General features: G+C 63.2%; 18 protein-coding genes, 1 pseudogene and 1 riboswitch. Of the genes and pseudogenes, 9 read left to right on the top strand and 10 right to left on the bottom strand.

Features of this window, described 5'->3' with window-relative positions; translation table 11 throughout:
- Positions 1-4 precede the first annotated feature (4 nt).
- The 3 genes from E3T51_RS12405 to thiO are packed head-to-tail and all read right to left on the bottom strand — an operon-like array spanning position 5 to position 2,249.
- Positions 5-790 carry a thiazole synthase gene (locus tag E3T51_RS12405; RefSeq protein ID WP_134530106.1) on the bottom strand — a complete coding sequence of 262 codons (786 nt, stop codon included), beginning with the start codon at positions 788-790 and terminating at the stop codon, positions 5-7.
- A complete protein-coding gene (thiS, locus tag E3T51_RS12400; RefSeq protein ID WP_420898436.1) occupies positions 787-1,026 on the bottom strand; it encodes a sulfur carrier protein ThiS in 240 nt (79 codons plus the stop codon). The genes E3T51_RS12405 and thiS overlap by 4 nt, the downstream gene beginning before the upstream one ends.
- Complete coding sequence (thiO, locus tag E3T51_RS12395) at positions 1,023-2,249, bottom strand: glycine oxidase ThiO (RefSeq protein WP_134530105.1); 1,227 nt, start codon at positions 2,247-2,249, stop codon at positions 1,023-1,025. The genes thiS and thiO overlap by 4 nt, the downstream gene beginning before the upstream one ends.
- A gap of 43 nt (positions 2,250-2,292) precedes the next feature.
- On the opposite strand from thiO, the gene thiE reads away from it, so the two are divergent.
- A complete protein-coding gene (gene thiE / locus E3T51_RS12390) occupies positions 2,293-2,937 on the top strand; it encodes a thiamine phosphate synthase (RefSeq protein ID WP_241989312.1) in 645 nt (214 codons plus the stop codon).
- 68 nt (positions 2,938-3,005) lie between these two features.
- Here the strand turns inward: thiE and thiD are convergent.
- The 3 genes and pseudogenes from thiD to E3T51_RS12375 form a co-directional block, all read right to left on the bottom strand.
- Positions 3,006-3,851, bottom strand: a pseudogene (gene thiD, locus E3T51_RS12385) (bifunctional hydroxymethylpyrimidine kinase/phosphomethylpyrimidine kinase); the annotation flags it as partial.
- A riboswitch (TPP riboswitch) is annotated at positions 3,834-3,933 on the bottom strand. It overlaps the preceding pseudogene by 18 nt.
- Positions 3,934-4,109: 176 nt before the next feature.
- The gene (locus E3T51_RS12380; protein ID WP_255453237.1) at positions 4,110-4,430 is read right to left on the bottom strand and encodes a transcriptional regulator; all 321 of its coding nucleotides are present in this window, start codon (positions 4,428-4,430) and stop codon (positions 4,110-4,112) included.
- Positions 4,402-4,875, bottom strand: coding sequence for a hypothetical protein (locus E3T51_RS12375; RefSeq protein ID WP_134530101.1), 474 nt, complete (start codon positions 4,873-4,875; stop codon positions 4,402-4,404). Before E3T51_RS12375 ends, E3T51_RS12380 begins: the two co-directional genes overlap by 29 nt.
- 167 nt (positions 4,876-5,042) lie before the next feature.
- Between E3T51_RS12375 and E3T51_RS12370 the strand changes: the two genes are divergently transcribed.
- A complete protein-coding gene (locus E3T51_RS12370; RefSeq protein ID WP_134530100.1) occupies positions 5,043-6,479 on the top strand; it encodes an HNH endonuclease signature motif containing protein in 1,437 nt (478 codons plus the stop codon).
- Between the two features lie 10 nt (positions 6,480-6,489).
- Here E3T51_RS12370 and E3T51_RS12365 read toward each other — a convergent pair whose 3' ends face one another.
- Positions 6,490-8,043 carry a hypothetical protein gene (locus tag E3T51_RS12365; protein WP_134530099.1) on the bottom strand — a complete coding sequence of 518 codons (1,554 nt, stop codon included), beginning with the start codon at positions 8,041-8,043 and terminating at the stop codon, positions 6,490-6,492.
- A gap of 34 nt (positions 8,044-8,077) precedes the next feature.
- Here E3T51_RS12365 and E3T51_RS12360 point away from each other — a divergent pair, with 34 nt between their 5' ends.
- From E3T51_RS12360 to E3T51_RS12350, 3 genes are read left to right on the top strand one after another with little or no spacing between them, the layout of a single operon-like run.
- On the top strand, positions 8,078-8,506 hold the full coding sequence (locus E3T51_RS12360) for a hypothetical protein (protein ID WP_134530098.1): 429 nt from the start codon (positions 8,078-8,080) through the stop codon (positions 8,504-8,506).
- A gap of 48 nt (positions 8,507-8,554) precedes the next feature.
- Positions 8,555-9,331 (top strand): rolling circle replication-associated protein, encoded by a 777-nt coding sequence (locus E3T51_RS12355; protein ID WP_134530097.1) that lies wholly within the window; start codon positions 8,555-8,557, stop codon positions 9,329-9,331.
- Positions 9,328-9,519 (top strand): hypothetical protein, encoded by a 192-nt coding sequence (locus E3T51_RS12350; RefSeq protein ID WP_134361660.1) that lies wholly within the window; start codon positions 9,328-9,330, stop codon positions 9,517-9,519. The genes E3T51_RS12355 and E3T51_RS12350 overlap by 4 nt, the downstream gene beginning before the upstream one ends.
- Here E3T51_RS12350 and E3T51_RS12345 read toward each other — a convergent pair.
- Entirely contained in the window at positions 9,497-10,900 is a 1,404-nt protein-coding gene (locus E3T51_RS12345) for a recombinase family protein (RefSeq protein WP_134530096.1), read from the bottom strand. The two genes, E3T51_RS12350 and E3T51_RS12345, sit on opposite strands and share 23 nt — an antisense overlap.
- A gap of 975 nt (positions 10,901-11,875) precedes the next feature.
- On the opposite strand from E3T51_RS12345, the gene E3T51_RS12340 reads away from it, so the two are divergent.
- Positions 11,876-13,027: an alpha/beta fold hydrolase gene (locus tag E3T51_RS12340; RefSeq protein WP_134530095.1), complete on the top strand. Its 1,152-nt coding sequence runs from the start codon at positions 11,876-11,878 to the stop codon at positions 13,025-13,027.
- Positions 13,028-13,330: 303 nt separating this feature from the next.
- Here the strand turns inward: E3T51_RS12340 and E3T51_RS12335 are convergent, their stop codons facing one another.
- A complete protein-coding gene (locus E3T51_RS12335; protein ID WP_198417868.1) occupies positions 13,331-14,974 on the bottom strand; it encodes a GMC family oxidoreductase N-terminal domain-containing protein in 1,644 nt (547 codons plus the stop codon).
- Positions 14,975-14,988: 14 nt separating this feature from the next.
- The gene (gene mftR, locus E3T51_RS12330; protein WP_134530094.1) at positions 14,989-15,627 is read right to left on the bottom strand and encodes a mycofactocin system transcriptional regulator; all 639 of its coding nucleotides are present in this window, start codon (positions 15,625-15,627) and stop codon (positions 14,989-14,991) included.
- 99 nt (positions 15,628-15,726) lie between these two features.
- Between mftR and mftA the strand changes: the two genes are divergently transcribed.
- The 3 genes from mftA to mftC are packed head-to-tail and all read left to right on the top strand — an operon-like array spanning position 15,727 to position 17,530.
- Positions 15,727-15,858: a mycofactocin precursor MftA gene (gene mftA, locus E3T51_RS12325; protein WP_134530093.1), complete on the top strand. Its 132-nt coding sequence runs from the start codon at positions 15,727-15,729 to the stop codon at positions 15,856-15,858.
- A gap of 5 nt (positions 15,859-15,863) precedes the next feature.
- Positions 15,864-16,139 (top strand): mycofactocin biosynthesis chaperone MftB, encoded by a 276-nt coding sequence (mftB, locus tag E3T51_RS12320; protein ID WP_134530092.1) that lies wholly within the window; start codon positions 15,864-15,866, stop codon positions 16,137-16,139.
- Entirely contained in the window at positions 16,136-17,530 is a 1,395-nt protein-coding gene (gene mftC / locus E3T51_RS12315) for a mycofactocin radical SAM maturase (protein ID WP_134530091.1), read from the top strand. The genes mftB and mftC overlap by 4 nt, the downstream gene beginning before the upstream one ends.
- The last annotated feature ends 9 nt before the right edge of the window (positions 17,531-17,539 follow it).

Raw genomic sequence — 17,539 nt, 5'->3', positions numbered from 1 at the left:
CGCGTCACAGGTCGGGCCGCCCGGCCATCATCGATGACGCCAGCGCGTGCTGCCGGCGCGGAATGCGGCCGGCCTGGGCGGCCTTCCGGCCTGCCAGCACGGCGTGTTTGAAGGCATCGGCCATGAGAACCGGGTTCTGCGCGCGTGTCACGGCGGTGGCCAGCAGCACTGCATCGCAGCCCAGTTCCATCGCCAGTGCAGCGTCAGAGGCGGTACCGATTCCGGCGTCGAGCACTACGGGAATGCCGGCGCGGGCCACGATCAGCTCGATATTGTGCGGGTTGAGAATGCCGAGCCCGGTGCCGATCGGCGCCCCGAGCGGCATCACGGCCACAGCGCCCAGGTGTTCGAGCCGGAGCGCGAGCACCGGGTCGTCATTGGTGTACGCGAACACCTTGAAGCCTCGCGCAACGAGCTGTTCGGTGGCCTCCACCAGTTCGACCGCATCGGGCAGCAGGGTTTGCTCGTCGGCGATGACTTCGAGCTTGATCCAGTGCGTTTCGAGGGCTTCCCGGGCCAACTCGGCGGTCAGGACCGCGTCGCGTGCGGTGAAACAGCCGGCGGTATTCGGCAGCACGCGAATAGAATTCTCGACCAGAAGCTCGAAGAGTGAACCTGTGGCCGCTGCGCTGTGCCGCCGAATCGCGACCGTGGTGAGTTCGGTTCCCGAGGCTCGCAGTGCTTCACCGAGGCCATCGAGACTCGGTGCTCCCCCGGTGCCCATGATCAGGCGGGAGGTCAGCTCCACCCCGTCAATCACCAGGCTGTCAGTGGTCACGGGCACCGTCATCCTCCCTGCACCGCGGTCACAATCTCAATCTCATCGCCCGCGGTCAGCTCGGTAGTCCACCACAGGCTGCGGGGAACGACCGCGGCGTTTCGCGCCACGGCTACGCCGAGGCGGCTCCCGTCGACTGCCTGTCCGCCTGTTTCGATGCGTCGCCCGGTGATCTCGGCTACGAGGTCGGTCACGGTGCCGCCGGATACGGTTCGTTTCTGGCCATTGACGGCGATGATTACGGTCACGATAGGCCTCCTTTCAGTGAAGCGGATGCGGGCTCCCGGCTCGCCGAGAATCGATCGGGCCGAAAGTTTTGCCACCGATCGTCTGCGATTCCCTCGATGAGCTGCAGACAGTACTGGGCTGCGACCGGGGTGAGCAATACACCGTGACGAAAGAATCCGGTGGCAATGATGAGGCCGGCAATGTCGCCGCTTGAACACCCGACGCGGCCGAGGAACGGTGCATTGTCCGGCGTTCCCGGACGAGCCCGAGCGGTCGTTTCGATCAGCTCCAGTTCGCTGACCGCCGGCACCAGAACCTGTGCATCGCGCAGCAGCTGATACACGCCACCGGCCGACACGGCGCCCGAGCCGTCGTCGCGCTGGGTGGCGCCGATCACGAGCGTTCCGTCGGTGCGCGGAACCAGATAGACCGGCACCCCATGCACCAACCCGCGCACCGTCGAGGTGAGTAGCGGCCGAAGATGCTCGGGCACCCGCAACCGAAGTATGTCCCCGTACACCGGGCGAAGCGGCAGCTGCAGGTGCTCGGGTAGCCCGCCCAAATCGGCTGCCCCTAGCCCATTGGCCACGACCACTTCGGTGGCGTGAATCGTGCGACCATCCGCCAGGGTGACACCGGTGACGCGCGAGGAGGTATCCGCTGCATCTGCGTGCATCAACCCGCTGGCATGCACCCGAACCAGGGCGTCCTGACCGTTTGGCGCGAGGGCAGCGAGCGCGGACTGGATGCGCGCGGTGAGTCGTCGCGGGTCGACCTGGTGATCTTGTTCCACCAAAAAGGCGGCGGAAACCTGAGGGCTCAGCATCGGTTCAAGCACCCGCGCTTCGCGCACAGTGAGGGGCTCGACCCCCAGCCCATTGGCCACCTGCACAGCACGCAGGTCGGCGAGCGCGTGCCGGTCAGCTGCGTCCGCGCCCACGTTCAGGGTCGTGGTTCGCTGGTATCCGGTAGCGTCGCTATCGGTTCCGAGCGAGTCGATGAAGTCGGGATACAACTTCGAGGACGCGAGCATGAGATCAAGCAATGCCTCTTCCCGGTAGTGCAGCTCGCTCACCGCTGCGAGCATTCCGGCTGCAGCGAAGGTGGCGCCGCCGGCCGGGTCGGGATCGATGACGACCACGGTACGACCGGAATGCGCCAGCGCCCAGGCAATGCCGAGCCCGATCACGCCGCCGCCAATAACGGCAACATCAACCGTTCGCTGCGCTGGCCGCTCACTCATGGTGTGCACCGATGCCACGGCAGCGCCCCCTAGGGTTGGTCGCATGGACCCCATCACCGCCCGGCTGTATCTCTGCACCGATGCCAGAAGGGATCGCGGAGATTTCGCCGACTTTGTGGATGCCGCCTTCGCCGGCGGGGTCGACATCATCCAGCTGCGCGACAAGAATATCGACGCGGCCGAGGAGCTTCACTACCTCGAGGTTCTCCGCACGGTCGCCGACCGTCATGGCCGGCTCTGGGCGGTCAACGACCGGGCGGATATCGCCGTCCTCGCCGGCGCGCCGGTTTTCCATGTCGGCCAGACCGATCTGCCGCTGCCCGCCGTCCGCGGACTGCTCGGCGCGGCGGCGCGGATCGGCCTGTCCACCCACACCACTGAGCAAGTGGACGCCGCCGTCACCGCAGACAACCTCGACTACTTCTGCGTTGGTCCGGTCTGGGCGACGCCAACGAAGCCCGGTCGTGCAGCGGTCGGAACCGACCTGCTGCGCTATGCGGCCGCACGGTGCGCATCCGCTGGCAGCCTGCGCCCCTGGTTTGCCATTGGCGGCATCGACCTGGGCACCATCGACCAGGTGGTCGATGCCGGCGCTACCCGGGTAGTGGTGGTGCGCGCGATCACCGACGCCAACGACCCGACGGACGTCGCCGAGCGGCTTCTCGCCAGCCTCCCGCCGCTCCCCTAATCCCGCCGACCGCACCGCGTTCATGACACGCCCGCGGTCAGAACGGATGCCGCTGTCGCGCGAGCGAACAGCCGATGGAAGTGGTGGATCGGGCCGTTTCCCTGGCCGACCTCGAGGTCATCGGCGTGGGCCAGGGCGTCTTGGAGCCACTCTTTGACCTCGATCAGGGACTGCGCCCAGTCACCGGTTCTCGCCTGCACCGTGGCCATGGCCGAGGAGAGCGAGCATCCGGTTCCGTGCGTGTTCCTGGTGCGGATACGTGGCAACGCGATCTCGACCACGCTGTGCGGCAGCAGCCCCTGGGTGTTGACCAGGGCATCCGGGCAGCTGGTTTCGTTGAGATGGCCGCCCTTGACCAGCACGGTGACACCGGTGCAAGCAGACAATCTTTTGCCCTGTTCGAGGACCTTTGCCCAGGTGGCCGCCGGGTGTTCGTCCAAGAGAACGGCCAACTCGAAAACGTTGGGCGTGACGAGATCGACCTGAGGAATCAGGTCGCGCAGCGCCTGCTCTGCTGACGGTTCGAGCAGCCGGTCCCCACTCGTTGCCACCATCACCGGGTCGAGCACCACCAGGGGCGGTCGACACGCGGAAAGCCAGGAACGCACCTCGGCGATCACGTCGAGTTGCGCGAGCATGCCGATCTTGACGGCATCGATGGTCACATCGTCGCTCACGGCGTTCAATTGTTGACGCAGAAAGGCGGATGGCGGCGTGTGCACCGAGCGCACCCCGCGCGTATTCTGCGCGACCAGGGCACTCACCACGGCCATGCCGTAGCCGCCGTTGGCCGCAATACTCTTCAGGTCGGCCTGAATTCCGGCGCCGCCGGTCGGATCGGTTCCGGCGATACTGAGAATTCGAGGCGTTTGCCGAAGCGCGAGCTGGGAGGGTCGATCAGTCATCCGTGACATTCCTTCGCTAGTACTAACTAGACAGGTTCAACGGGTATTGATCTCAGCACGCACACTATGTGCGGCACCCCGTGTCACGGACAAGCCTATATGCGCGCACGCATTCAGCGCGCAACCGCTGTTATTGGCTCCAACTGGCTCGAAGGCACTGGCTCGAATGCACTGGCTCGAATGCACTGTCTTGCCCTGGTCGAGCACCGGCGCAACCGTTGGTCGACCGATCCGGGAGCAAGGTTACGGGGACTTCACTGCGACAGCTCACGGATGCGACAGCTCACGGAGCGCGGCCAAGTGGCCGTCTATTGCCGCCCGACCGCGCAGGGTGAGGGCGACGCTTGTCGTGCGGCGGGCATCCGCTCGTGCGGGCGATGATTGCTTCACGGTCAGCACGTAGCCGAGCTCGGCCAGGTTGCGGATGGTCTTGGACAGCGCCGCTTCGCTTAGCTCCAGGGTGGTCGCAATCGTGTTGAATTCCGCAACACCAGTCACCCGCAGCAGCGCGCATACCCTCAGACGGGTTGGTGCATGGATCGCGTCATCAAAGCGTGGCTTAACCGACACGGAGCAGTTCCCGCGCATTGGCCAGATCATAGAGGACCGATCCGATGAGGGCCGCGACGAATCCAGCGACCGCGGTTACCACGATCTCCGCGTGCAGGTTGTTAATCTCGAAGTAGATCGATAGGGCAAACGCTCCGATGATTGCAACGCAGACGATGATGAGGATCGTCAGGCTCATCGGCCCGGTCGGTCCGGGTAGCGTCACGAGCCGCATCCGCCTGCGAACGAGATGATCGATGCCGACCAGCGCCAAAGTGGCGATCGCCGACACCATCATCATTCCGAATGCAATCCCCGCGGCCGGCGAGGCGATTACCGCCGCAATGGCGATTGCTTGTGCGGGGGCTGTCCACCAGGTCTGCGCTTGCAGCCGTCGTCCAAGCCGCTGCCGGTCCGTTGCTATCGCGACGAGCGCGGCGCGTGCCGAGGAGGCTGTATCCGCTCGGGGGCTTTCAGATTCCATACTGGCAAGTAAATCACTTGCCGGACCGTTAGGCATCCTTCGTGAAGTCGGACCACGTCACGGCAATCGGCTGGTCAGCACCCTATGGCGGCAAGAAGATATTTCTGAACACACGTCACCATTTTGCTGAGATAGTCTCGTGTTTGTGAGCGTTTTAGGCTATAATTATGGGTGAAGGAGGCACCGACGCCATGACCCTCACCGCCCCGCCCGCCGCCACCGGCTCTGTGCCGGAACCCGAGGGTTCCCGGGTTTTGGTCATTGCTCAGGCTGGCGCTTTGCTGGGGTCTGTTTTAGACGGAACACGGTTTGGTCACCTGAACGATGCTGAAGCTGTCGCGGTCCTGGCGGCGTTGGAGGAGCTGGGCCGCAAGGTTGATGGTGCCAGGCTACGCGCCACCACCGACATTGGTGTGCGCGCCGAAACCGACCTCGGCAACGGCTCGCTCGCCTACAAGAACGGATGCCGCAACCGGGTCGAGTTCATCACCCAACTCGCCGGTATCTCCGGCCGCGAAGCCAAACGGCGCCTGAAGCTGGGCGAGACCACGGTCGAACGCACCCCGCTCGGCCTGCCGGTACCGGCCCGGTACCCGGTTATTGCCGACGGGCTGGAGAGCGGTGAGCTCGGGGTGGAGTCGGCCGAAATCATCGCCACCACCCTCACCGCGCTGCACGGAAAAGTCATGCAGGACGACCTCGACCACGTGGAACGCGCCCTGGTCGCGTCGGCGACCGGAGCGATCACCCCGGAAACGGCCGGGCTGCCCGGGGCCGGTATCCGCTTCGCGCCCGACCTGCTGCGGGCACAAGCCCTGGAATGGCAGGGCCGGCTCGACCCGGACGGTACCGCCCCCACCGACGACCTCGTCGAAGCGAGAAGCTCTCTGACGTTTGGGCTGCTCCGCAACGGGCTCTACCCGCTGCGGGCTGACGTCACCCCCGAACTACGCGGCATCATGGACACCCTCTTCGACACCTATTTGTCGGCCCGGTCTCGTACTCCCCGGTTTGAACCCACCGAACCCGACGACAGCACAGGCGTTGGCACTGTCACGGGCACCGAACTGGACGGCCTGCGTGTCGGCGACTCGAGCGTGGACGGTGAACGTTTCAGCGCCGACCCCTTCACCGGCGACACCCGTTACGACGGCGACCGCCGCAGCGCCGGGGAGAAACGCGCCGACATCCTCCGCGACGTTTTCCAAGCGGCCGCACGCGACCCGAAAACCCCGACCATGGGCGGCGCCGCCCCCACCGTCATGATCCACGTCAACGCCACCGACCTCGACCAAGGCCGCGGCGTCGGCTGGATCGACGGCATCGAAGCGCCCATCTCGATGCGCCGAGTCACAGAAACCATCTGCGCCGGCGGATCCCAAACCGTCATCTTCGGCGACCACGGCGCCGTGCTCTACCTCGGCGAGAAGGTGCGCTGCTTCACCGCCAAACAACGAGCCGCGATCAGTGCCCGCGACGAAGGCTGCATCATCCCCGGCTGCACCACCCCCGCCCGCTGGACCGAAATCCACCACGTGATCCCCCACCACCAGGGCGGACCGACCAACATCGACAACGGCACAAGTTGCAAATCCATCCTCTAGAGTCCAGCGCCTATGGGTGGGACGTCATCCACTTGTACGCGTCGGCTACCGTAATTTGTCCTCGCGCCGAACGCAGCCATGCCCGACATTCTGAGGCTCGCGTGCTCCCAGGCTCGATCGACTGAGAAAGAACGTAGAGCGCGCTTGTATCGAGGGCAATTCCGTCGTGCGTCACGAGTGTCTGGATGTCATCCGCGCGATAGAGGTCGCCCCGAGTGAGCGGGTCGCGGTGAAACAGCTGATTGACGATCACCCACATGCTTGGCTCACGCTCCGGTTTATCGGCGACCAGATACTTCATGATGTATCCCAAGATCGTCGCGAGCTTGGACCCGGGGGCGCCTTTTGAGACTCCTGTGACGTCCGCGATCGCGACCCACCCCGGTGCGTCTGTGTCGCGTATGCGAAAGTCTTCCCGGCGCTCTCTTGGATCCCAGACGAGATCCATGTCTTCGACCTTGAAGCCGAGTTGCTCAAGCGCAATGCGCGCCGCGTCCTGAAGATCGTCGTCCTGACCGTTCAGCAGATGCTTCGGCCCGCTACTCGCAATCGCGTGCTCGGCCTCTAGCGTCGTTGCTGCCACACTCCGTTGAGTTTCATACCTGCTCAACGCCTCGGCGTGCGCCGCATCGAGCTTTCCCAACTCCTCTCGCGCCAGCCGTTCTTCACGAGTGTCCCAGTCGGGGTTGCTCTGCCAAGTTTGGACGCTGGGAAACTTGCGACGGTCCTTCAGGTGCCACTCAACGAGGGCGACGTCGAACCAATTTTCAAGGGACTTCGCGTCGTCGGGCAGTAACCAGACGGCAGCACCACCGGGACGCTCGTAGCTCCCAGCGAGATATATATCGCCTGGGCCAGCGAGAAATGGTCTGAAGTTGAGTACAGCCGGAGCGAGATGCTCTCCGTCCACTTGTATACCGAACTGCTGTGAGCGAGCCTCGGCGCTTGGCACGAGGGTCGACTTCACGAGATCTTGGATTGCTTCCGGAAGCGCCTGGATGCGTCTGAGCTGGTGGCCGGGGACTGAATCCACCCGACGCAATGCCCGATTCCTGTCCGCCATGCCGTCCTCAATGTTGAATTCGAAGAACCGGCTTCCGGCCCGCCCGTTCCCTGGCCTGAATGTCCGGAAGATGAAAAGGTGGTCGGGTACTCGATCCCAGAAACTCGCATCCAGGCCCCAATCCGTTGTTCGAATGGTGGCGTAAGCCTGATCGGTGACCAAGACATCCCATTCGGACGGGTCGACCTCTAACAGCGCGTTGACCCGTCTGTATGTTCCGCAACGTTCCGACAGCCAGGCGAAAGTGCTTTCTTCGGCCGCAGGCGTTGCAACAAGCAGTACGCGCGGTCGATCGCGGTCATTCAGGACATTGGATGGAAGATATTCAGCCATGAGACGAATCTTATTGCGCGCGCAGCGTGCCGCTTTACTTGAATAAGCAACATAACTCGGGAGCCCGGCAGGGCGGCCGAGGGCAAGGTTTTGGTCGTCCGTAGGACGGCCAAAACCGCGGCAGCACCCGTCGTGCTTTTTGATTCGTTGGCGTTCGTCGTGCCGCATCCTGTAGTCTCGGCTTCTGGGACTAGGAGTGTTCATGACTGACTTTCGATCACAGCGGATGCCGTCGCCGGACGGACTCGGCATTGCCAAGGGGCGGTTAGAGAAGGCCTGGGATTCCTACGTCAAGGCGGTGCGCCCGGTCACGGACCCGATAGTGAAGCACCTCGCCCCGGTGCTGATGCCCTTGGCGCGCGGCGCGACATTTGACCTGCTGGGGTTCTGGATCTCCTGGCACCTGCTCGGCGGCTTCGAAGGCCTCCAATCCCAGCTAGGGATGAGCCGGTCGGCGATCTATCGCCGGGTTGCGCTCTTTCGGAAGGTGTTTGGTGAGCATCCGGACGTATACCGGTTTCCCGGTATCGACCTCAACGTCGAGGGCTTCATCCGCGGCGGATTTGCTCCCGACACCACTGCCGAGACCACTGCCGAGACTGCTGCCGCTAAAGTTGAACACTCCGAGTAGTCCCAGATTGCGGGACTAGTTCCTAAATCTGTACTAGAGTCCCAGGTTATGGGACTACAACTTCAACGGGCACTCGCTCCGTTGGGGCGCCCAGACGCGGGCTGGACCTTCACTCTGTACCCGGATGCGGGCGAGGGTGGCGGGTCTTTCCATTCGTCGGTGCGGCGGCTGCCCAGTTATGTCTCACGCGGGTTCGCGAAGGACCCGGAGCGGTCAGCGGCGGAAGCGGGACGTCGTGCGCGGGCCACGCTGCGGCGGTACTGCTCCGCGAACCGGCTGAACCGGCTCGGCACGCTCACCTTCCGCGGTGAGGGATGCCACGACCCAGAAATGCTGCGGTTACACCTGGGCGAGTTCTTCCGGACGCTGCGCTCCTCCCTCGGCGGGAAGGCATTCCCGTATGCGTGGGTGCCGGAGTGGCACAAGTCCGGCCACGGCCTGCATGCGCACTTCGCGGTCGGCCGGTTCATCAAGCGGTCATTGATCGAGGCGGCGTGGGGCCGCGGCTTCGTGCACATCAAGCTGCTCGGCGACCTCCCGGTCGGATCCACGAACCTGTCGGAAGCGCGCATCGCCGCGGGCTACCTATCGAAGTATGTTGCGAAGTCCTTCGCGGACCCCACCGTTCGGGTGCTGGGTCTGCATCGGTATGACGTGGCCCAGAACTTCCGGCCTCGGCCGGTTGCTCTGTCGGGAATCTCGCCGGAGGACGTGCTTCAGCAGGCATCCACGGTGCTGCATTCCGCGCCATCGGTGGAGTGGGCATCGTCCTCGGTCGAGGACTGGCAAGGACCGCCCTGCATCTGGGCGCAGTGGGGCCGATGAACGCCGATCGGGAAGGCGTCAGGGCCTGGCTGGAGGCGTCCTGCCTGGCTCAGGGAGTGCCGCTGCTGGTCACCGACGCGGGAGTTATTGCTCAAGTTGGCGCGCTGATGAGCGGGCGGGATGCTGCGGGAGCGCCGCGGAGCGGCGACCGCAGCGCCCGGGTGCTCACAGCCGCCACGTTGCAATGATCCGGTTCGGGTCCACCGAGACGCGTCCTGCGCTGGTCTTGGGTGTGATGGTGGCGTAATCGAGGACCGCGGCGATGATCGCGGCCTGCCGGGAGAGGTTCAACGAATCCCAGCTCGCGCGCACCGCCTCGCCGTTACCGATGATTCCGGCCAGCGTGGAAGTCCCGGTCAATTGGCCGATCTGCCGGTCGAGGTTGAAAATGCGTGCCTCGATCGGCTCGCGTGCGGCCTTCCACTCTGCCATCGAGATTCCCTTGTCCGCCCAGAGTTCGGCCAGTTCCTTCATCTGCGCCTGATCGGATTGCAGCTCGGCGGCGAGGGCTGCATGACGTTCATCGGCAATAGCGCGCCCGACCAAAGCATCGGCCATTGCGGGGCTGTCCAAACGCATGAGCACGGCCTCCGCGAGCCATTCCTCGACCGGCGCTGCGACGATGGTCAACCTGCCGCATCCGCGGTGGTCCGGTCCGGACATGCACACGTAGCGGCGGGTGTCTTTTCTTGAGGAGCTGAACAGCTTGTTCCCACATTTACCACAGCGCAGCAGCCCAGACAGCAGGTAGCGGCGGGGCGCGCGTCGGCCCGTGACCTTCTTTCGGGCGAACATTGCCACCAACTGCTCATGGGTAGCCTTCGTTATGATCGCTGGCCATATCGCGACGGCGACGACCACTCCGTTGTGAGCGCGCAAGCCCGCAATTCGAGGATTGGTCAGCGTCTGCCTGAGCGTGGTCGTTCGCCACGGCATCCCCGCCACGGACGACACGCCTTCCTCCTGCAACCAATTCGCGAGCGACATCAGAGACTCGCCCGCCAGATAGCGCTCCGCAAGGACGCGCAGCACGACAGCTTCGGACTCCACGATCGTCACCTGGTCACGCTCGTACCCGAACGGGCGAAGATTGCCCCCGTTAGGCTTGCCTGCCTCAGCAATTTCGCGGGCCTTACGCTTTTGTCGTTCCGACTTCCGGCCCGACTCCTTCGCCGCGACAGCCGCCAGAATCCGGGCCATGAACATGCCATCGTCATTGCCAAGATTGATATCCGCCGTCACCGTTGCGAACTCCTCGACCCCGGCCGATTGGCAAATCTGCACAAACTCCTCGAGTTCGATCGGCCGTCGGGTTAACCGGTCAGTGTTGTACACGATCACGGCGTCACGCTGCCCCGCACTGATATCCTCGAGCATCCGCTCGTAGGACGGACGCCGCTTGCCTTTGTAGGCGGAAATGTCGTTATCTACGTACTCCTCCGCGACTATCCAGCCACGGTCCGCGGCCAGCTTTCGACAGTCCGCGAGTTGCCGGTCAACACCCAAACCCTCGCCTGTAACGTCACGGGAGATGCGGGCGTAGATCGCTGCGTTCGTGCTCTTGGTCATGAGGTCACATTAGCAATTGACCGGCAACGGCTGTCTCCTCTGCTGGTTCCACCACCACACCATCGACACCAGCGGCTGGAACATCCGCATGATCAACGGCAGACCCCAAATACGCGGACCCGTCTTATGGGACCCCACCCAAACCTGGCGGCCAGCCCACACCCACCGGGCCAACACCCCCAGCCCCAAACCGTACTGGCGCACCTAGCAAAATAGCCTGCATCAAAGTTCTCGTCGAAGGCGCGCCCATCTTCTTGTCACTCATGTTGTTCCACCGCTCTGGATCAACCGCAATATTTCTCGCTGGGTCAGCCCCCACTTTCGCGCCTCGCACAGCAATTCGGCCGCCAGTGCAGACACGCAGATAAGTCCGGGGTCGGCGTCTTGGCATACGAAGGCGCCGCGCCCTGCCGCATCTCAATCGCCTCGTCGTCCGCAGCTGCGCGTATGCACGCAAGACCATGTGCATATTCCCGCGAAAAGACCTAGCCAGATCACGTGCTGGAAGCAGTCAGGAACCAGGCTTCAACTCACCGTTCACGACCCCGAAGCGCACCTGCACGGCGATCTGCGCGGCCAGCGACACCGTCAGAGCCGCATCCACCACGAAGATCATGTTGGAAACATTGCTAGAACAACACCCACCTTAAAATCTAATCGACCTCTAGACCTGCGGCCTGCCGGGTGTGGGCACAGGCCTAGCGCAACGCTAGAACAGTAAGCCCGGCGACCGGCCAAGCCCTAACCCTGTCGCGCAGTAACCGCATTGAAACCGGCATCGGAGATTCCTCGGGCATCTCTTGTAAGCACCCCCCATTGGGGTTACGCTGACGACCAGTTCGCCGATTTGCCCAAGTAACGGCCCCGCGCCCCGCACCTGATCTCGCTGTCGAGGCGTGCCTTTTCACTAGATGGCCCCACCACACGCACTACGTCTGATGCGTTGGGCCATGTCACTTTCGTTTGGAGAACAACGTGTCAGGATCCGATTCATCCCTAAAAAAACGACTTCGTCCGAGCAGATCAGCACTGGCGGCCGTTGCAGTGGTGGCGCTGCTTCTTGGAACGCCGAGCGTAGTCAACGCGGCAACGGCACCGACGTCCGCTACGGCTGCAAACCAGAATGGCTCGAGCATGAAAGCTGATGCCGTCACCAGTCTGCCGGTCTCCTTCGAGGTTGAAAATGTCAATCGTTCCAAGGTGGCCTGCGCTAGTGACGGAGCAACGTACACCGTCCGCGGCCACATCGTTGGCCCCACGAAGGAGCTGCGACGAGAAACAGTAAACGGCGCGACTCTCTACTTGCACGGCCTGAGTTTCGGGGAGTTCTTCTGGGACTTCAACCAGGCACAAAATTACGACTTCGCCACCAATCAGGCGAAGGCCGGTCAGGTGTCGGTTGTCATCGACCGTCTCGGATATGGCAGCAGCGACAAACCTGAGGGAAACAGCATTTGCGTCGGATCCCGCGCGGATATTGCCCACCAGATCGTGCTCAAACTGCGCGCAGGCTCCTATCAGGTAAACCCATCGGGGCAGGCTCCGGAGTTTTCGCGAATTGTCCTCGCCGGTCACTCCTATGGTGGTCAGATCGCGCAGGTCGCGGCGTACTCGTTCGGCGACATCGACGGATTAATTGTCATCAGCTATGCCGATCGTGTGCAATCGCAGCTCCTTAGAGACAATGCGGCGTACGCTGCGACCGTGTGCGCGAGCGGCGGTCTGCGCGTCGGCGGTGCCGGCCCAGCCGGATACGCTCCCTTCGGAGCACCCGAAGGAGCTGCGGCGGCCCTGTTCAATAGCGCTGAGCCAACCGTGCAGAGTGCAGCACTGCAGTTACTGACCATTGATCCCTGTGGCGACACCGCATCGTTCGCCCCGGCTGTGGCGGTTGACCTGGTGAATGTTCCCTCGATCGAGGTTCCTGTCCTGATTATCGCCGGAGGAAGCGACGCGCTATTCCCTGCGCCGGGCGGTCCTGATCAAGCGTCCCTTTTCACCGGCGCCGCAAGCGTTGACCAGGTTACTTTGCCCACCGTTGCGCACGCGATCACACTTGAGCACGCTTATGCGCCTTCAGTGCTGCGGCCGCTCAACGACTGGCTGCAAAAAGTATTCCGCAGATAACGATGCAAGCGAGGGAGCCTGCCAACGAATGGCGGCGCAGGCTTCCCTCGTAGGCCGTAGCCGTGCGCAGCACGGCGAAGCCGAACCCGTTCTCGAACACGTTCACGTTCACGTTCACGTTCACGTTCACGACAGCGATTGTCTTCCGGCGCGAAACCAATTTATGCAGATCTCGAGCCGGGTCCCGTCGAATGAGCCAAACACGAAGCCCCGTAGAAGTAGCCGGTGAGATCGATGCGCGACCCCCGTCCAGACGCACTTCGATGCGCGTATGGAAATCGTCAAATCTTATTTAGGTCGGCCTTACATTCCGCGACGAATAAAGTCGGCCACGCGCTCCCCGACGAGAACGGCGGTCGCGGCCGGTCCGCGTATGGGAGTGGTCGGCAGAATCGAGGTGTCGGCGACGCGCAACCCCTCGACACCGTGCACGCGTCCGTACTGATCGACGACGGCCCCAGGATCATCTGCTGGCCCGAACCGTGCACTGCCGCACAGGTGAATGGCGGTGCCGAGGTGGGAGCGCAGCCAGTCATCGAGCAGATCATCGCTCTCGAGCACGGTGTCGGTCAGTTCGGTCAATCGCCTAAACAGGTGTTTGTAGGCATCCGTTCGCAGCAAACGTACCGCCACCCGCACGACTTCGCGCATGCGTTCGAGATCGCTCTCGGTCGAAAGATAGTTGTAGTCGATGCGCGGTTGCACGGCGGGGTCGTCCGACTGAAGCCTGATACGTCCGCGCGAGGTTTCCGACTGCACGGCGACGAGCAGCGCGAGGTCCCCCCGGTGGGCGATCTGGTTCGCGAAGCGGCGCATCGATACCCCGCGCAGAGCCCGAAGTGATCGAAGCGGATGCCTCGCTGCGGCCCGGACCCCGACCATGATGCCGCTCGCGCTGCCGGTCAATAGATACCCCATGGGTTTGAGCATCGGGAGGATCTCCAGATCCCCGGGCGCAGTGGAACCGGTCGCCGTGAAGTTCAGGCACGCCGCCATCGACTGGGACGTGCGGTAGTCAACGATCTGTCGGCGCGGCTGCCAGAGCACGGCAATATCCGGGTGATCGCTGAAATCTGCCCCCACCCCGGGCAGGTCGCGCACGACTGGAATGCCGAATCGTTCCAGCTGCTCCCGCGGGCCGACCCCGGAAACCAGCAGCAGGTGAGGTGACTTGATCGCACCCGCCGAGAGCACAATCTCCCGGCCTCGCACCTGAATGATCCCGCCGCCCCGCGCGACCTCGGCACCGATGGCTTTCGTTCCCTCGAACAGCACGCGGCGAACATAGCTATCTCCCCATACGGTAAGGTTTCTGCGGTTTCGCACCGGATTCAAGTACGCGATCCCCGTGTTTTGACGCACTCCATCGAGGCTGTTCATCGGGACCGGTCCGTGTCCCGGCATCGCCTGTTCATTCTTGTCGGGTTCTTCGGCGAAGCCCAGCTCCGCAGCCGCCGCGCGAAAGGCGACGGTCACCGGATGGTCCTGCGGCGGCCGGCCAACGGCCATCGGCCCTGCGCCGCCGTGAACGGCGGTCTCGCCATACTGCAGGTCGGTTTCGATCCGGCGATAAAACGGCAAGACCTTTTCCCAGGCCCATTCGGGTGACCCGATTGACCAGGAATCGAAGTCGGCTTTTCTTGCACGAATGAAGTACGAGCCGTTGATCGTCGAGGATCCACCGAGGATCCGGCCGCGCGCGATCGAGTAGACAAGGTCTGGTGTGAGATTACCGGTGAACGACCAATTCTGCGGATGCCCCGGCATCGCTCCCTGTACGGTTCCAGCATCAAGCAGCTCGGGTGGGAACCCAGCGGCGGACCGCGGCACCGGCCCCGCCTCGAGGAGCAGAACCCGCCTCCCGGGATCTTCACTCAGTCGCGCTGCGAGCGGGGCTCCGGCCGCGCCGGCGCCGACCACGATCACGTCATAGTTCAGTTCCGACACTGGCTCCGTGAGATTCACGCCGGTCCGCCGGGTTGAACGGTTGGCGAGTGACCCGGTGCAAACCCCTCCCGAAGCAACACAAGGGCCGACTCCAGCAGCTCGATGAGGTCTGAGTCGTCAGTTCTGAGCCACTGCTCGTAAGCCGCAAGCGTTGCACCGAGGAATACCCAACCGATCACCGTCGGTTCGATCGCGTCGACGGCGACTCCCAAGCGGCCAGCCGCGAAATCCGACACGACTCGGCGCCACTCGGCGTAGCGGAGCGTGGAGTGCGCCACCAACGCCGGGACGCTCAGCAGCAGGGTCATCCGCTCGCGATGATAGGGAACTTCCTCGGATGGAAATCGGTTGAATTCGATGACCGCCAGTGCGAGGGCATCGACGACGGACACGGTCAAGTCGGTAGCGGCCAGAAACGCTCGCATGCGAATGAGCTCAGCATCGAAGTCCCCCCAGGGCAGATCGTTCTTGGAAGGAAAATATCGAAACAGGGTCCGACGCCCAATTCCAGCGGCGCTGGCAATGTCGTCGACGGTCGTCCGTTCGAATCCCCGCTCAAGAAAAAGTTGAAGTGCGACGTGGCTCAGCGCAGCGCGGGTCGTCAGCGGCTGCCGGCCTATCCGCGACGGGGCAGGGCGGTTAATGTTGCTCATTTGCGGATGCCCCTTCTCTTTCGGCACTGAGTGCCACTAGTCTGATGCATGCACGACGCTTTCGCCACTGATGTCGATTTCTAGCACAAGGAGTACCACATGGTTTCCGCAAAAAAGACCAGCCCTATCAAGTCCGCACCCGCCAGCCCTGAACAATCTGTCGGGTCCGGTTTCGAATCCGACACTCTGGTCGAGGAGATCTCGATCGACGGCATGTGCGGCGTCTACTAAATCACATGCCAGGCCTGGATCTTGACCGGGGATGGGATCTCCATCCCCAGGTATCCGTTCGTCCGGAGCCATTCGGCGCGTTGCTCTACCATTTCGGCACCCGCAAGCTCTCCTTCTTGAAGGACAAGACGCTTCTCGTCGTCGTGAGAACTCTCGCAGAAGCCCCGTCTGCCCGCGCGGCCTGCACGGCCGCGGGCATCGGTGAGAGCGATCTTCCCCGTTACCAGCGCGCACTCAGCACTCTCGCGAAATCCTCCATGGTCGTTGAAAGGGCCTCGTGACTCTTCTCGATGCACCCCGTACATCCCCCTTCGTTCTCGCCGCGAAAGACACTCCCCGCAAAACCGAGCGTCTTGTCGATCTCTTCGAATACGGCCTCGATGCCCCCATCTGTCTCACCTGGGAATTAACGTACGCCTGCAATCTCTCCTGTGTGCACTGCCTCTCGAGTTCCGGGCGCCGCGATCCTCGCGAGCTGACGACGGCAGAGGCGAAGACCGTCATCGACGAGTTCGAACGGATGCAGGTCTTCTACGTCAACATCGGCGGCGGCGAACCAACCGTGCGTCCCGATTTCTGGGAACTCGTCGACTACGCCTCCGAACACCACGTCGGAGTCAAATTCTCAACCAACGGCGTCAAAATCTCCCCGGAGATCGCCCAGCGCCTCGTCAGAAGCGACTATGTCGACGTGCAGATTTCGCTCGACGGTGCAACGGCCGAAGTCAACGATCATGTGCGCGGGCCCGGCTCGTATGCCACGGCTATGAAAGCCATGCAGAACATGTATGACGCCGGCTTCAAGGGATTCAAGATATCGGTCGTTTGCACGAGCCAGAACATCAGCCAGCTCGACGACTTCAAGGCGATCGCCGACAAGTTTGACGCCCAATTGCGGCTCACCCGCCTGCGCCCGTCCGGTCGCGGAGCGGACGTCTGGGACGAACTGCACCCGACCCAAACACAGCAGCGCGAACTCTACGACTGGCTCGTCGCACACGGAGATGGTGTGCTCACCGGAGATTCATTCTTCCACCTCTCCGCCTTTGGAGACGCTCTGCCCGGCCTCAATCTCTGCGGTGCCGGCCGTGTCGTCTGCCTCATCGACCCCATCGGCGACGTCTACGCCTGCCCCTTCGCCATCCACGAAGAATTCCTCGCCGGCAATGTGCGCTCAGAGGGCGGGTTCCAGGAGGTCTGGAAGCACTCGGAACTCTTCCTTAAACTGCGCGAACCGCAATCGGGTGGAGCGTGCACCTCGTGCACGTTCTTCGACACCTGCAAGGGCGGCTGCATGGCCGCCAAATTCTTCACCGGACTTCCGCTCGACGGCCCCGACCCGGAATGCGTCCAGGGCTACGGCGAAGAGTTGCTGAAGAACCGCAAGGGCAAAGCGGTGGAGCTTCCAAAATCGTCAATCGTCGATCACTCCCACCGCACTACCCGAGCCGGTCGCGAAGGAATGGGACCGATACAGCTCACGCTCAGCCGTCGCGCCGGAATGGCTCCGGTGAACGCCAGCCACTGCGAAGTCAGCCCCCTCGTCGGGTTCACGCCCGAACAGCCACCGGAAGGGGCCTTGCAGAAGGGCCCCCTGGCCGGGATGAATCTGCTCGCGAGTTCGCTATCCGGCTGCGCAGGCGGCAGCGAAGGCGCGTGCAGCTGTAGTTGAAACGGTCCA

This window comes from Cryobacterium serini (genome assembly GCF_004404025.1).
In the GTDB taxonomy this organism is placed as follows: domain Bacteria; phylum Actinomycetota; class Actinomycetes; order Actinomycetales; family Microbacteriaceae; genus Cryobacterium; species Cryobacterium serini.
The sequence above is the reverse complement of the archived record's forward strand: the minus strand, read 5'-3'. Positions and strand labels throughout refer to the sequence as shown.